11 protein-coding genes are annotated in these 15,315 nt (G+C 72.2%); 9 read left to right on the top strand and 2 right to left on the bottom strand.

What is annotated here, in order from left to right; all coding sequences use genetic code 11:
- Positions 1–23: 23 nt before the first annotated feature.
- Positions 24–674: a hypothetical protein gene (locus OHT01_RS16215; RefSeq protein WP_328553873.1), complete on the bottom strand. Its 651-nt coding sequence runs from the start codon at positions 672–674 to the stop codon at positions 24–26.
- A 269-nt stretch (positions 675–943) separates the two neighbouring features.
- Here OHT01_RS16215 and OHT01_RS16210 point away from each other — a divergent pair, with 269 nt between their 5' ends.
- The 5 genes from OHT01_RS16210 to OHT01_RS16190 all read left to right on the top strand — a co-directional run bounded on the left by OHT01_RS16210 (position 944) and on the right by OHT01_RS16190 (position 7,753).
- The gene (locus OHT01_RS16210) at positions 944–1,798 is read left to right on the top strand and encodes a bifunctional methylenetetrahydrofolate dehydrogenase/methenyltetrahydrofolate cyclohydrolase (RefSeq protein ID WP_081218974.1); all 855 of its coding nucleotides are present in this window, start codon (positions 944–946) and stop codon (positions 1,796–1,798) included.
- Positions 1,799–2,252: 454 nt separating this feature from the next.
- The gene (locus OHT01_RS16205) at positions 2,253–2,870 is read left to right on the top strand and encodes a DUF3017 domain-containing protein (RefSeq protein ID WP_328558142.1); all 618 of its coding nucleotides are present in this window, start codon (positions 2,253–2,255) and stop codon (positions 2,868–2,870) included.
- Between the two features lie 598 nt (positions 2,871–3,468).
- Entirely contained in the window at positions 3,469–4,707 is a 1,239-nt protein-coding gene (locus tag OHT01_RS16200; RefSeq protein ID WP_328553872.1) for an XRE family transcriptional regulator, read from the top strand.
- A 678-nt stretch (positions 4,708–5,385) separates the two neighbouring features.
- Entirely contained in the window at positions 5,386–6,375 is a 990-nt protein-coding gene (locus tag OHT01_RS16195) for a malate dehydrogenase (RefSeq protein ID WP_328553871.1), read from the top strand.
- A 355-nt stretch (positions 6,376–6,730) separates the two neighbouring features.
- Positions 6,731–7,753, top strand: coding sequence for a hypothetical protein (locus tag OHT01_RS16190; RefSeq protein ID WP_328553870.1), 1,023 nt, complete (start codon positions 6,731–6,733; stop codon positions 7,751–7,753).
- A 7-nt stretch (positions 7,754–7,760) separates the two neighbouring features.
- On the opposite strand, the gene OHT01_RS16185 is transcribed toward OHT01_RS16190, so the two are convergent.
- Positions 7,761–8,675 carry a bifunctional helix-turn-helix transcriptional regulator/GNAT family N-acetyltransferase gene (locus OHT01_RS16185; RefSeq protein WP_328553869.1) on the bottom strand — a complete coding sequence of 305 codons (915 nt, stop codon included), beginning with the start codon at positions 8,673–8,675 and terminating at the stop codon, positions 7,761–7,763.
- 298 nt (positions 8,676–8,973) lie between these two features.
- Between OHT01_RS16185 and OHT01_RS16180 the strand changes: the two genes are divergently transcribed.
- From OHT01_RS16180 to OHT01_RS16165, 4 genes are all read left to right on the top strand, one after another.
- The gene (locus OHT01_RS16180; protein ID WP_328553868.1) at positions 8,974–10,485 is read left to right on the top strand and encodes an aldehyde dehydrogenase family protein; all 1,512 of its coding nucleotides are present in this window, start codon (positions 8,974–8,976) and stop codon (positions 10,483–10,485) included.
- Positions 10,486–10,595: 110 nt separating this feature from the next.
- Positions 10,596–12,125: a GMC family oxidoreductase gene (locus OHT01_RS16175; RefSeq protein ID WP_328553867.1), complete on the top strand. Its 1,530-nt coding sequence runs from the start codon at positions 10,596–10,598 to the stop codon at positions 12,123–12,125.
- An 80-nt stretch (positions 12,126–12,205) separates the two neighbouring features.
- Positions 12,206–13,369: a quaternary amine ABC transporter ATP-binding protein gene (locus tag OHT01_RS16170; protein ID WP_328558141.1), complete on the top strand. Its 1,164-nt coding sequence runs from the start codon at positions 12,206–12,208 to the stop codon at positions 13,367–13,369.
- Positions 13,369–15,315 (top strand): ABC transporter permease, encoded by a 1,947-nt coding sequence (locus OHT01_RS16165; protein ID WP_328553866.1) that lies wholly within the window; start codon positions 13,369–13,371, stop codon positions 15,313–15,315. The genes OHT01_RS16170 and OHT01_RS16165 overlap by 1 nt, the downstream gene beginning before the upstream one ends.

Raw genomic sequence — 15,315 nt, 5'->3', positions numbered from 1 at the left:
CCCTCGGGCGCGAACCGGACCGTTCAGTAGCGCGGGCGGGCGAACCAGGCGGTGCCGCTCGGTACGACGGGAGCCGCCGTGATGATGGCCGCGAACACCACCCAGATCAGAGGGAAGAGGATTGCGGACGCCAGGCCGGAGTCCAGGCCCGCGACGAGCGCGATCAGTCCGACGACCCCGCCCAGCGCGCCGTAGACGACCGTGGTGATGCGGACGCCCTGGCCGCCCTTGCCGAACTTCACGCCCAGGATGATCGACAGGGCCGCGAACCCCGCCGCGATCAGGGCGAACAGCACGATCACGCCCGACGCGACACCGGCGCCGTCGCTGAACGAGCTGAACGGGTCGTCGGACGTCGTGCTGTAGCGGTCCGCCGCGTCCGAGACGTCGCTGACGAAGGCGGCGACGTAGAACCAGGCGAGCGCCCCCAGGACCTGCACCGCGCCGATGATGAACAGGAAGACGCGGGCCGTGGTCAGCAGGCCCGGCATGGTCGGCTGCATCATGTTGCCGACCGGGTAGCCCGGGTACGCGGGCTGCTGCGGGTAGCCGTAGCCCTGCGGGGGCACGGACGGCGGGGCCTGCGGGTACCCGTACCCCGGAGCCCCCGGCGGCGCGGTGGGAGGCTGCTGCGGCGGCGGGCCGTAAGGATTGTTCGGGTCGCCGAAACTCATGGCGGGGTTCCTCCGTTGCCTGGTGCGGGGACTACGCGCGGCACGGTTCGGAGGAATTTCTACAGAGCGGTCCGTCCCCCCGGTACTGCCCGCGGCACTGTATGTGCTCATCGTTCTTTAGCAGTCTCTTACTTGTCCAGCGCGATTCCGTATGTGTTGTCCAAGTGCAACATGAGTGATCATGGCCGGATACGGGCGAATCGGGCGCCGGAGGGCCGTTGTGGCCCCGGATTGGAACCTGGACCGCGTCATCCGGGAGGATGGGGGTCATGACCGCCCAGATTCTCGATGGCAAGGCCACCGCAGCCGCGATCAAGTCCGACCTGACCGTCCGCGTGGCGGCCCTGAAGGAGAAGGGCGTCACGCCCGGCCTCGGGACGGTCCTGGTCGGGGACGACCCCGGAAGCCAGAAGTACGTCGCGGGCAAGCACCGCGACTGCGCTCAGGTCGGCATCGCCTCCATCCAGCGCGAACTGCCCGCGACCGCCACGCAGGAAGAGATCGAGGCGGTGGTCCGCGAGCTGAACGAGGACCCCGCCTGCACCGGCTACATCGTCCAGCTTCCGCTCCCCAAGGGCATCGACGAGAACCGCATCCTGGAACTGATGGACCCGGACAAGGACGCGGACGGCCTGCACCCGATGAACCTCGGGCGTCTCGTCCTCAACGAGCCCGCCCCGCTGCCCTGCACGCCCAACGGTGTCCTCACGCTCCTGCGCCGCTACGGCGTGGAGATCAAGGGCGCCGAGGTCGTGGTCGTCGGCCGCGGGGTGACCATCGGGCGCCCGATGCCGCTGCTGCTGACCCGCCGCAGCGAGAACGCCACGGTCACCCAGTGCCACACCGGCACCCGTGACCTCTCCGCGCACCTCAAGCGCGCCGACATCATCGTCGCCGCCGCCGGTTCCGCGCACCTCATCAGGGCCGAGGACGTCAAGCCGGGCGCCGCCGTCCTCGACGTCGGTGTCTCGCGCAGCGCCGAGGGCAAGATCGTCGGCGACGTCCACCCGGACGTCGCCGAGGTCGCCGCCTGGATCTCCCCGAACCCGGGCGGTGTGGGTCCGATGACCCGCGCCCAGCTCCTCGTCAACGTGGTGGAAGCGGCGGAACGCAGTGTCGGCTGACGGCAGCACCCACGAGTCCGACGACGGCTCGGCGCGCGGCGCGCGAGCCGCCGGCGCCGAGGCGGCCGTCCGGGCCGCCGAGAGCGCGGTGCGCGACGCCGTCACCGGCGCGCGTGCCGGAGTCTCCACGGCCCCCGCGGCCTCTACGTCCACGGCCCCCGCGTCCGTGGCCTCCGCCGCCTCCGTGGCGCGCGGTACGGGCGGCCGGGCGCCGGAGTCCGGGGCACGTGCCGGGGGCTCCGTGCGGGCCGGGTCCGAGTCCGGGGGCGGTCCTGAGTCCGGCTCCGAGGCGGGATCCGGGACGGGGGCCGAGAACGAGGCCCAGTCGAAGACCGGGGCAGGGACCGGGTCCGGGTCCGGTACTGGGTCCGGTACCGGGTCCGAGGAGGCTGAGATCGAGGCCGAGTTGAAGACTGAAGACAGGGCCGGGTCCGCGTCCGCGTCCGGCACCGAGGTGGCGGACAGGTCCGGGACCGGTGCTGAGGCCGCGGCCCAGGGCGAGGTCGAGTCCGGGTCCGGTGCTGAGACGGCGACCGTGGCCGAGCCCGAGGTTGAGGCGGAGTCCGAGGCCCCGACGGCGGCCGGGGTCAGGGCCGAGGCCGAGGCCGAGGCCGGGGGCGGGGAACCGGACGGGCTCGTCGTGCGGGATGCCATCAGCGCGCCCGATGCCGAGGGGAAGCCCCGGCGCACCACACGACGTTTCCCGCTGTTCACCCGGGACACGGCACGGCCCGAGGGCGGCGGCCGGGCGGCGTCCGGGGATGCCCCGGCGCCCGCGCGCCAGTGGCCCATCCTCACCGTGCTGTCCACCGTCGCGCTCGGCCTGCTGCTCACCGCGCTCGACGTGTTCCGCCTCGGCACGATCCTGATCGGCGCCGCGCTGCTCGCGGGGGCCGTGATGCGCTGGGTGCTGCCCAGCGTGGGCATGCTCGCGGTCCGTTCACGCTTCACGGACATGCTCACGTACGGCGTCCTGGGCGTCGCCATCGTGGTGCTCGCGCTGATGGCCCAGCCGCAGCCGTGGCTGGAGATCCCGTTCCTCGACGACACACTGCACTTCACGGTCCGCTGATCGCGGACCGCTCGCGCGTTGCGCGGCGGCTCGCCGTACGTGCCGACGGCCCGTCTTCCCCTTCGGGGCAGGACGGGCCGCGTCGTTTCTTCCCCCGCGTCCCGCCTCCCTCTTCGCCGGGCACGTGGCCGCCGGGTGCGGGGACGACCGCGGCCCGTCCTCTCCCCCGAGTCAAGGACGGGCCGCGATCGGGCGAGTGTTCCGCCCGGGGTCAACCCTTGTGCACGGGAACGGGCTGTTCAACAGTCGGCAGTCCGCTGTGGCACGGAAGTGACCATTCCGGTACGGTGTGCGCGCTGTGCGACGGGAACCACTCAACTCCGGCCTGCTGAGCGGCTGTTGCGGTCTGCCGCCGCGTCGGTGCCGGTGGAACACTGGAGCGTGGTCCGGCGGGCGTGCAACGCTGCATGTCCCGGCTCAAATGCTCCCGTGCGCCCCCATATCGGGAACTGGTATCCCGGCCGGGCGCATCCCTGTGGGTATCCAGAACGGGGACTCGGCGCGGACGGGGGTGTCCTCCTTTCGGCGTGGGTCGAGAGCGCGGGAGCCGTACACGGAAGGACAGTTGTGCACGTACGGGGGGAAGTGGGGGGAAAGCATGCCTCGTTGGAAGGCCTTGCCGGATGAACTCGATCCGCAGGTCAGGGAGTTCGCCAGTCAGTTGCGACTGCTCGTCGACCGGAGCGGGTTGAGTGTCGCGGCCGTGGCCGACCGTACGGGCTACAGCAAGACATCCTGGGAGCGTTATCTGAACGGCCGGCTGCTCGCGCCCAAGGGGGCGATCGTCGCGCTGGCCGAGGTGACCGGGACGAATCCCGTTCATCTGGCCACCATGTGGGAGCTCGCCGAGCGTGCCTGGAGCCGTTCCGAGATGCGCCACGACATGACGATGGAGGCGATACGAATATCCCAGGCGCGGGCCGCGCTGGGGGAGTTCGGGCCGTCCTCGGCGAAGGGGGGAGGTGGGCCGCAACCGTCGGCCCGTGGGCGCGGCAGCGCGACCGCCTCTCCCGCTTCTCCCGCCTCGCCCGGAAGTGCGGTGCCGGTGGACGAACCGCCGTCCGGGGCGCCGTCGGTGCCGTCGCAGCCGTCCGGGCGGGACGGGCGTCAGGGTGCTGCCGGAGGGGTGTCGGGCGGGCGGTCGTCGTCCGGTTCCGGTTCCGGCTCCGGCTCCGGTGGGGCGGGGCGTGCCGGTGGTGGCTGGGGGGCTGTCGCGTCGGGGGCCGACGGGGGTGGGCAGTTCGGTCCGGTGACGCCGGTGGGGCCCGCTCGTGCGGCTGGCCCCGGGGGGCCGTCGCCGGAGGACGCGCGGCCCGTCGGCGCGGGGACGCGGGAGGGCGCCGCGCGGCGCAAACGGAGGCTGACGATGTTCCTCGCCGGGGTCGTGGGCGCGCTCGTGGTCGTCGCGGCCGCCGCCTATCTCACCCAGGGCGGGGACAAGAAGGCCGCAGGCGGTACGCCGAAGAAGGCGGTGACCTCCGCGAGTGCTCAGCCCGATCTGCCGCCCGGGGTGAAGTGCGGCGGGGCCTCGTGCACCGGGAAGGACCCCGAGAAGATGGGGTGCGGGGGTGAACTGGCCAGGACCACGACCAGCGTGACGGTGGGTGCGACGCTGGTGGAGGTGCGGTACAGCAGGACGTGCGGCGCGGCTTGGGCCCGTATGACGCAGGCGGTGGCGGGGGACCGGGTCGAGGTGTCGTCGGGGACCGCGGCGAAGCGGACGGCCGTGGCGGACTCGGACCCGGACGCGTACACGCCGATGGTCGCGGTGAAGGACGCCGGCTCCGCGAAGGCTTGCGCGACGCTGAAGTCCGGTCTGAAGGGGTGTACTCCGTAGCGGGGCGGGGCGGGGCGGGGCGGGGCGCTGCGATGGGTTCGCGTTCCGGTTCGGCGTCGTCCGCGGGTGCGTTGTGGGTCGGGGCCGTGCCGGTACATCCGCCCGTCGCCGTTGGAGCTGACGTGGGCCCGGGAAGGGGCCGTTGATCGGTCCTGGCGTGCGCGACGGGCATTTGATGAACCGGCACGGCCCCTCCCGTACGTTGTCGGCTGCGGGCCGAGCGTGGCTGCTCGGGTGCGGTGCTGTCCCGGTCGTGTCACTCGGCTGCGGCGGAGGGGCGAGGAGCGGCTGGGGGAGGGCTCCGAGAAAACCTTGAGTTGGCGGATTGAGTTCGGGAAAAGGGGGCAGGCGAACCGTTATCCCCACGGGATCCGGCGCGTCGGGGAGGGGGGAGATCCCTTCCCGAATGCCCCCGGTACCCCCTTTGGCGGTCGCCGAGTTCACCCTCTCCCGAGCCCGGCGACCGCCTTATTCGGGAATCCGCGGCAGATCTGTGGGGTGGGCCACACGGACCCTGACACCCGGGGTCCCGGATGCGCGATAGCCTGACGGCGGATCTCTCTTGACGCCGAGAGATCGATCATCGGAACCTTTGATCGATCATTGCGGTGGTTGCAGGGGACGATCCTGCACCTGGGGCAGGGACGCCCCACCGCCTGCTGTCATACGGAGAACGCCATGACCCGCACTCCCGTGAACGTCACCGTCACCGGCGCGGCCGGCCAGATCGGTTACGCCCTGCTCTTCCGCATCGCCTCCGGCCAGTTGCTCGGCGCGGACGTGCCGGTCAAGCTGCGCCTCCTGGAGATCACGCCGGCGCTCAAGGCCGCCGAGGGCACCGCCATGGAGCTCGACGACTGCGCCTTCCCGCTCCTTCAGGGCATCGACATCACGGACGACCCGAACGTCGCCTTCGACGGCACCAACGTCGGTCTCCTCGTCGGCGCCCGCCCCCGCACCAAGGGCATGGAGCGCGGTGACCTGCTCTCCGCCAACGGAGGCATCTTCAAGCCGCAGGGCAAGGCCATCAACGACAACGCCGCGGACGACGTCAAGATCCTGGTCGTCGGCAACCCGGCGAACACCAACGCGCTGATCGCCCAGGCCGCCGCCCCGGACGTACCGGCCGAGCGCTTCACCGCCATGACCCGTCTGGACCACAACCGCGCGCTGACCCAGCTCGCGAAGAAGACGGGCACCACGGTCGCCGACATCCAGCGTCTGACGATCTGGGGCAACCACTCCGCCACCCAGTACCCGGACATCTTCCACGCCTCGGTCGCCGGCAAGAACGCCGCCGAGGTCGTCAACGACGAGAAGTGGCTGGCCGAGGAGTTCATCCCGACCGTCGCCAAGCGCGGTGCGGCGATCATCGAGGCCCGTGGCGCGTCCTCGGCCGCCTCGGCCGCCAACGCCGCCATCGACCACGTCTACACCTGGGTCAACGGCACGGCCGACGGTGACTGGACCTCCATGGGTATCCCGTCGGACGGTTCGTACGGCGTGCCGGAGGGTCTCATCTCCTCCTTCCCCGTCACCACGAAGGACGGCCGCTACGAGATCGTCCAGGGCCTGGACATCAACGACTTCTCCCGTGCCCGCATCGACGCCTCCGTGAAGGAGCTCGAGGAGGAGCGAGAGGCGGTCCGCGGTCTCGGCCTGATCTAGTCCGATCCGCAGTGCTGGAGCCGAGCAGACATCGGCTCGGCCGAGCCGGATCCGGCGCGGTACGCAGGATGCCCGGGTGGTGATCACCACCCGGGCATCGGCGTGTCCGGGGTCCTGACCGGGCCCACCGTGACCGGACCCGGTGAACGGCCGTCCGGCGGGCCTCGCCCGGGCGTACGGAAACTACGTATCGAACGTGTGTGCTTTGTCCTCATAAAGAGGGGTGCGGCGGGCGGAATTCTCACTATCTTCGTTACGTACGCTCCGCCGGGGGGCAGGGGCGCGACAGAGGTTCGGCGGGATCGCGCCGAGATCGGCCGTCGGGTGGGGCCGACGGGGAGCGGGGGGTTGCGGGATGGCGCAGAGATGGGACGCGGACCGTCGGCAATGGGTCGACGACGGTACGGGCGGGGCCGAGGGCGGTGGAGTCCAGGACGGTGTCGCCGCGGGCGGAGCGCCGCCGGTCGGGGAGCAGCAGTGGTGGGCGGCGCCCACACAGGCGGGCCAACTCCGGCCCGATCCCCCTTCGCCCGCGGGGTCCGTACCTCCGCAGCCGTTGCCGCCTCAGCAGCCGCCTCACCAGCCTCAATGGCCCCAGCAGCAGCCTCATCCCCAGGTCTGGTCGCAGCCGCACCCGCAGCAGCAGACCTGGCCCGGGGCCGGTGTGCCGCCCGGGGGCGGTCGGCCGCGCGGGGCCGGTGATTCGCGCCGGCTGCTCCTGGTGATCGTGGCCGTGGCCGTTCTGGCGGGCGGTGTGGGCGGCGGGCTGTGGGCGCTGACCAGGAGCGACACGGCGGGGCACCCGAAAGCGGGTCCGTCGGGTCCTGCGGTGACGGTCACGGCGACCCAGCCCGGCGCGTCACCGGACACCCCGAACGCCTCGGGCGGCGAGGGTGCCTACGCCGACCCGGCCGGGACCACCGCCCCCGCGCCGTCCCCCGGGTACAGCCGGTCGGTCGACCCCCTCGGCTACACCGTGGACGTGCCGGACGGCTGGGCGCGCGAGGAGAAGCAGGGCAAGCTGGCGCCCGTCGTCACGTACACGGCACCCGGTGGTGACCGCAGCCTCCTGGTGTTCGAGATCAAGGAGGACTCCGTGCCGGAGTCCTCGGCGCAGGCCCAGTCCATCGCGGAGGGGGCCCGGGGCTACCAGTACCTGGACCGGCGCAGCGGCACCGACTGGACGGAGTTCAGCTACCGCTACGACAGCAAGGAGAACGGGCCCACCGAGAACATCGACCACCGTTTCCAGGCCGCCGACGGTACGCCGTACGGCATCGTCGCCAGCAGCCCGCCGGGAACGGACATGACCGAGCAGCTCACGACGGCCGTGAACTCCTTCTGCCCGAGCGGGTACGCCTGCGCGAACCCCACCTGAGGAACGCTCAACGCGCGGGCGGCTCCTGCGTGTTGCCGGGCAGCCGCTTCTCGAACCAGTGCGCCGCGTAGACGTTGTCGTCGTACCGCTGGATCTCCGTGTATCCACAGGCCCGGTACATCGCCTGGGCCTCGGTGAGCACGGCGTGCGTGTCGAGTCGTACGACCGTGAACCCGCGCTCCGCGGCCCGCTGTTCGAGACCGTCGAGGATGCGGCGTCCGAGGCCGAGCCGGCGGGCGCCGGGATGCACCCACACATGGCGGATCTCTCCCACGCGGGGAGCGAGCCGGCGCAGGGCGCCGCAGCCCACGGGACGGTTCTCCTCGTAGGCGACGAGGAAGGCACCCGCGTCGCCCGACACCTCGTGGGGCCGGACGAGGCTGCCGGGGTCGAAGCCCTCGGGGAACCGCTCGTCGATGTCGGCGGCGTAGGCGTCGAGGCAGGCGCGGGCGTCGGGGGAGGCGCCGTCGACGGTCCCGACGGTGATCGCCGCGAGCCGCAGCAGCCGGTGCGCCGTGTCGAGGGCCGCGGTCAGCTCCGCGCGCCGGGGTGCGGCGAGGCCGCCGAGCAGGCCCTCGGCCAGACCGTCGGCCCGCCGGTTCTGCTCCTCGACCTCGGCCCGCCCGGCGGCGGTGAGGTCGGCGACCCGCAGTCTGCTGTCGCCGCGATGCACACTCACCCGGACCAGGCCCTGAGTCTCCAGGGCGCGCACCATCCGGCTCAAGTACCCGGCGTCCAGGCCGAGCCGGGCCCGGAGTTCGCGCAGGGAAGCCCCGTCGCCGCCGATCTCGAACAGCAGCCGGGCCTCGCCGAGGGGGCGGTCCTGTCCGAGGTAGTGGTCGTCGAGGGCTCCGATGCGCCGCGTGAAGTAGCGGTTGAACCGCCGCAGCGCCGTCACCTGCTCCGCTGACACGGGCTCCATGTCCGCCTCCATGTCCGCCTCCATGTCCGCCTTCACGGGAGGTCGCCTGCCCGGACTCAAGTCCGGCCGCACCGCCGCCCGCGTCTCCGGCCCCCGATTTCTTTGACTTTAGTCAGAGGAAAGTGAGCTGTCCATCGCCCGTTCTCGTCGCGTTTTGGTGGATTTTTCAGTGACCCGCCGCACTTTTGGTGACGGATCGTGCATGCGGCCGGGGTCGGAGGGCAGGTGCTCACGGCTCCCGGGAACGACACGTGTGTGACACAGGGGCATCGAAAAGGAACGGAAGGCAACACCGATCATGGCCGGACACCAGGCAGAACAGACCATCCACGTGGGCGGCGATTGGCGCGCGGCGCTCTCCGGCGCGACGCGCGAGATCCTCGACCCCGCCGATGCCCAGCCGTTCGCCGTGGTCGCGGAGGGTGACGAGAGGGACGCGGACCTCGCGGTCGCCGCCGCGCGCCGCGCCTTCGACGAGGGCCCCTGGCCGCACACCCCGGTCGCCGAGCGCGCCGCCCTGCTGCGCCGCGTCGCAGACCTCCTGGTCCGTGACCGCGAGGAGCTCGGGCTGCTCGAAAGCCGTGACGCGGGCAAGACCCTGGAGGAGGGGCGCGTCGACATCGACTGCGTCGCCGACGCCTTCCGCTACTTCGCCGATCTCGTGGTGGGCGAGGGCGGCGGGCGCGTGGTGGACGCCGGGTCGTCCGACGTCCACAGCGTCGTCGTGCACGAGCCGGTCGGCGTATGCGCGTTGATCACGCCCTGGAACTACCCGCTCCTGCAGGCCAGTTGGAAGATCGCTCCGGCCCTCGCCGCGGGCAACACCTTCGTGGTCAAGCCGAGCGAGATCACCCCGCTGACCACCGTCGCCCTGCTCGGTCTGCTGGCCGAGGCCGGACTCCCGGCCGGTGCCGCGGGGCTTGTCACCGGCCCCGGCCACACCGTCGGCGCCCGCCTGGCCGAGCACCCCGACGTCGACCTCGTCTCCTTCACCGGCGGCCTGGCCAGCGGTACGAAGGTGGCGCGCGCCGCCGCCGACACGGTCAAGAAGGTCGCGCTCGAACTCGGCGGCAAGAACCCCAACGTCGTCTTCGCCGACGCCTGCGCCACCGAGCAGGGCTTCGACACCGCCGTCGACCAGGCCCTCAACGCCGCCTTCATCCACAGCGGCCAGGTGTGCTCGGCGGGATCACGGCTCATCGTCGAGGAGTCCCTGCGCGAGCGCTTCGTCGCCGAACTCGCCCGCAGGGCAGGCGCGATCCGGCTCGGCCGCGGCACCGAGGACGGTGTCGAGTGCGGCCCGCTCGTCTCCGAGCAGCAGCGCGCGAAGACCGAGGCGTACGTCGCCTCCGCGCTGGCCGAGGGCGCTGTGCTGCGCGCCGGCGGCAGGCGGCCCGAGCCGTCCGGCGTCCGGCCCGCCACCGGGTACTTCTACGAGCCGACCGTTCTCGACCGGTGCCACCGCGGGATGCGGGTCGTCCGCGAGGAGGTCTTCGGGCCCGTCCTGACCGTGGAGACCTTCACCACCGAGGAGGAGGCCGCGGCCCTCGCCAACGACACCGAGTACGGCCTCGCGGGCGCCGTCTGGACCGCCGACGCCGGCCGCGCCCGCCGTGTCGCGGGGCGGCTGCGTCACGGCACCGTCTGGATCAACGACTTCCACCCCTACCTCCCGCAGGCGGAGTGGGGCGGCTTCGGCAGGAGCGGTGTGGGGCGCGAACTCGGCCCGGCCGGGCTCGCCGAGTACCGCGAGACCAAGCACATCTACCAGAACCTCGCACCGGCGCCCGTCCGCTGGTTCGCCGGCTGACACCGGCACCCGCTCGCCGATTCGCCGCCCGACACCGGCGGCCGTCCGGCCGGTCTCCGCGGCCTCTCCCCGAATTCCCCACTGCACAAGGCACTTTGGAGCACCCCCACATGTCCCAGCACGAGAACACGTACGACTACGTCGTCATCGGCGGCGGCACGGCGGGCTCCGTGATCGCGTCCCGCCTCACCGAGAACCCGGACGTCAGCGTCGCCGTCATCGAGGGCGGCCCCAGCGACGTCGGCCGTGAGGACGTCCTCACCCTGCGCCGCTGGATGGGCCTGCTCGGCGGGGAACTCGACTACGACTACCCGACCACGGAACAGCCGCGCGGCAACTCGCACATCCGGCACAGCCGCGCCCGGGTGCTCGGCGGCTGCTCGTCGCACAACACGCTGATCGCGTTCAAGCCGCTGCCGTCCGACTGGGACGAGTGGGAGGCGGCCGGCGCCAAGGGCTGGGGCGCGGTGTCGATGGAGACGTACTACGCGCGGCTCCTGAACAACATCGTCCCGGTCGACGAGAAGGACCGGAACGCCATCGCCAGGGACTTCGTGGACGCCGCGCGGTCCGCGCTCGACGTGCCGCGGGTCGAAGGCTTCAACCGGGAGCCGTTCACCGAGGGCGCCGGCTTCTTCGACCTCGCGTACCACCCGGAGACCAACAAGCGGTCGAGCGCCTCGGTGGCGTATCTGCACCCGGTGATGGACGAGCGGCCCAACCTGACCCTCCTGCTGGAGACCTGGGCGTACAAACTGGAGCTGGACGGGACGCGTGTCACCGGAGTGCACGTCCGCACCAAGGACGACGAAGAGGTTCTCGTACGGGCGCGGAACGAGGTCCTGTTGTGCGCGGGCGCCGTCGACTCGCCGCGACTGCTGCTGCACTCCGGCATCGGACCCGCCGGTGACCTGGAGGAGCTGGACATCCCCGTCGTGCACGATCTGCCGGGCGTCGGCGAGAACCTGCTGGACCATCCCGAGTCGGTGATCGTCTGGGAGACGAACGGGCCGATCCCGGAGAACTCCGCGATGGACTCCGACGCGGGCCTGTTCGTCCGCCGCGACCCCGAACAGCCGGGCCCCGACCTGATGTTCCACTTCTACCAGATCCCCTTCACGGACAACCCGGAGCGCCTCGGCTACGAACGCCCCGCGTACGGCGTCTCGATGACCCCCAACATCCCCAAGCCGCGCAGCCGCGGCCGCCTCTACCTGACCAGCGCCGACCCGGCCGTCAAACCCGCCCTCGACTTCCGGTACTTCACGGACGAGGACGACTACGACGGCCGTACCCTCGTCGACGGCATCAGGATCGCCCGCGAGATAGCCGCGGCCGAGCCGCTCGCCGGCTGGCTCAAGCGCGAGGTGTGCCCCGGTCCCGCGGTCACCGGCGACGAGGAGCTCGGCGTGTACGCCCGCCGGGTCGCGCACACCGTCTACCACCCGGCGGGCACCTGCCGGATGGGCGAACTCTCCGACGAGCGCGCGGTGGTGGACCCCGAACTGCGTGTCCGGGGACTCGACGGCATCCGGATCGCCGACGCCTCCGTCTTCCCGACCATGCCCGCCGTGAACCCGATGATCGGGGTGCTCATGGTCGGCGAGAAGGCCGCCGAGCTGATCGGGGGCGGTGCGTGATGAGGACGACGACCGACAACGAAGCGACGACCGGCAACGACGCGGCAACCGGCAACGAAGCGACGACCGACGGGAACGCGATGGCCGACGGCAGGGCAACTTCCGCCGGGGACGCGGGAGTCAATCCCGTCTTCTCCGTGCGCAACCTGTGGAAGGTCTTCGGCCCGAAGGCCGACCGTGTCCCCGGCGACCCCGAACTCGCCGCGCTCGACGCCGCCGAGCTGCGCGCCGCCACCGGCTGCACCGCCGCCGTCCGTGACGTCGGTTTCGACGTGCGCAAGGGCGAGGTCTTCGTCGTCATGGGCCTGTCCGGCTCGGGCAAGTCCACGCTGGTGCGCTGCCTCACCCGGCTGATCGAGCCGACCTCGGGGAGCCTCGCGATCGACGGCGAGGACGTCCTGGCGATGGACAGGGCCAGGCTGCGCGAACTGCGCCGCCACCGCGCCGCCATGGTCTTCCAGCACTTCGGCCTGCTGCCGCACCGCTCGGTGCTCGACAACGTCGCGTACGGCCTGGAGATCCAGGGCGTGCCGCGCGAGGAACGCCGGGCGAAGGCCGCAGAGGTCGTCGCCAAGGTCGGTCTCGAAGGCATGGAGCAGCGCAGGCCCGGACAACTGTCCGGCGGTCAGCAGCAGCGCGTCGGGCTGGCCCGCGCGCTCGCAGTCGACCCCGAAGTCCTGCTCTTCGACGAGCCGTTCAGCGCGCTCGACCCGATGATCCGTCGCGACATGCAGGAGGAGGTCGTCCGGCTGCACCGCGAGGAGGGCCGCACGATGGTCTTCATCACCCATGACCTGAGCGAGGCCCTGCGCCTCGGCGACCGTATCGCCCTGATGCGCGACGGCCGGATCGTCCAGCTCGGCACCCCCGAGGAGATCGTCGGCTCCCCGGCCGACGCCTATGTCCGCGAGTTCGTCCGCGACGTGCCCCGCGAGCAGGTCATGACGGTCCGCACCGCGATGCGGGCCGGGGACTGCGGTGGGCCGGACCACCCCGGCGCGCTCGCCCCCGAAACCGTGGTCGCCGACGCCATCAGGACCGTCGCCCGCAGCGGCCGGGCCGCCTGCGTCGTACGGGACGGCCGCTGTCTCGGTGTCGTCGACCACGAGCGGCTGCTGCACGTCGTCGCCGGGTCGGACCTCCGGGACGGTGTCGGCCTTCGAGACGGCTCGGCCCCGTACGCCGGCTCGGCCCCGCGCGCCGGTTCGGCCTCGGGCCCGGACTCGCGCAAGGAGGCGGTGTGATGGCCGCGGTCACCACGTCCACCTCCGTCCCCCGTACGGTCCTTCCCAGGCGCCTCAGGCATCCGGCCGTGGGCAAGCTCCTGCTGCTCGCGGTCGTCGCGGCGGTGTTCGTACCCCTGGCCGACGCCCGCTGGGGCGACGGCAGTTGGCCGCACGCGCTGACCGTCGACCTGACCGGGCCGCTCGGCAGAGCCGGTGACTGGATCATCGACAACCGCGACAGCCACCCGCTGTTCCTGTACTTCTTCGGCTACGTCAGCAACGCCGTCGTCCTGTCCGTACGCGCCGTCTATCTGCTGCTCCTGGCGGCCGGCTGGGCGGGCGTGACCGCCGTGGCCGCGCTCGTGGCCTGGCGGGCCGCGGGCGTACGGACGGCCGTCGGCACCGGCGTCGCGTTCCTCGCCTGCGGCCTGCTCGGCATGTGGGTGCCCACCATGCAGACGCTGGCGGTCATGGTGGTCGCCGTGCTCGCCTCGGTCGTGCTGGGCGCCCTGCTCGGTCTCGCCGCAGGGCTCTCCGACCGCACCCACCGGGCACTGCGTCCCGTCCTCGACACCATGCAGGTGCTCCCGGCCTTCGCGTATCTGCTGCCGGTCGTGCTGGTCTTCGGTATCGGGGTGCCCGCGGCCGTGCTCGCCACCGTCGTCTACGCCGCTCCGCCCATGGCCCGGCTCACCGCGCTCGGCCTGCGCGACGCGGACGAGGGTGTTCTGGAGGCCGTCGCCTCGCTCGGCGCCACGGCCCGCCAGCGGCTGCTCACCGCCCGCCTCCCGCTGGCCCGCAAGGAACTCCTCCTCGGCCTCAACCAGACGATCATGATGGCGCTGTCCATGGCCGTCATCGCCTCCGTGATCGGCGCCGGCGGTCTCGGCGACCGCGTCTACCAGGCCCTGGCCTCCGTCGACGTCGGCGCGGCCCTCGCCGCCGGTATCCCGATCGTGCTCCTCGCGGTCGTCCTCGACCGCGTCACGGCCGCGGCCGGCGAACGGCTCGGAGAGGCCCGTACGAGCACCCCCTGGGTGTACGCGGCGATCACCGCCGTGACCGTCGCCGTCGCCGGACGGCTCGTGGGCCGGCTCGACTGGCCCGACGCGTGGGTGGTCCACATCGCCGAGCCGGTGAACCGCGTCGTCGACTGGATGACCGGCCACCTCTACTCCGGCGTCCCGTACATCGGCGGCACCGCCGACTGGGCGGGCCGCTTCACCACCTGGGTCCTCGACCCGCTCAGGGACGGCCTGCAGTGGCTGCCCTGGTGGTCCGTCCTGCTGACGGTCGCCGCTCTGGCCTGGCTGATCGGCACCTGGCGCACCGCGCTCACCGCCGTCCTCGCCATGGCCGCGATCGGCGTGCTGGGCGCGTGGAAGCCGTCCCTGGACACGCTCTCCCAAGTGCTCGCGGCGGTCGCCGTGACCCTCGTGCTCGGCTTCGCCACCGGGATCGCGGCCGCGCGCAGCGAGCGCTTCGAGCGCCTGCTCAGGCCCGTCCTCGACGTCTTCCAGACCATGCCGCAGTTCGTGTACCTCATCCCCGTGGTCGCGCTGTTCGGCGTCGGCCGCGCACCCGCCGTCGCCGCCGCGGTCGTCTACGCGCTGCCCGCCGTGGTCCGCATCACCACCCAGGGGCTGCGCGCCGTCGACCCGGCCGCGCTGGAGGCCGCCCGCTCCCTCGGCGCGACCCCCGCGCAGCAACTGCGCCAGGTTCAGATCCCGTTGGCGCGGCCCGCGCTGCTGCTCGCCGTCAACCAGGGTGTCGTCCTGGTCCTCGCCGTCGTCATCATCGGCGGCCTGGTCGGCGGTGGCGCGCTCGGCTACGACGTCGTGTTCGGCCTCGCCCAGGGCGACCTGGCCACCGGCCTGGTCGCGGGCGCCGCGATCGTCTGCCTCGGCCTGATGCTCGACCGGGTGACCCAGCCGACCCGGCGCAGCGTGAAGAAGGGAGCGTGA

It is taken from the genome of Streptomyces sp. NBC_00358 (genome assembly GCF_036099295.1).
Taxonomy (GTDB): domain Bacteria; phylum Actinomycetota; class Actinomycetes; order Streptomycetales; family Streptomycetaceae; genus Streptomyces.
This window is presented reverse-complemented; position numbering and strand designations above follow the sequence as displayed.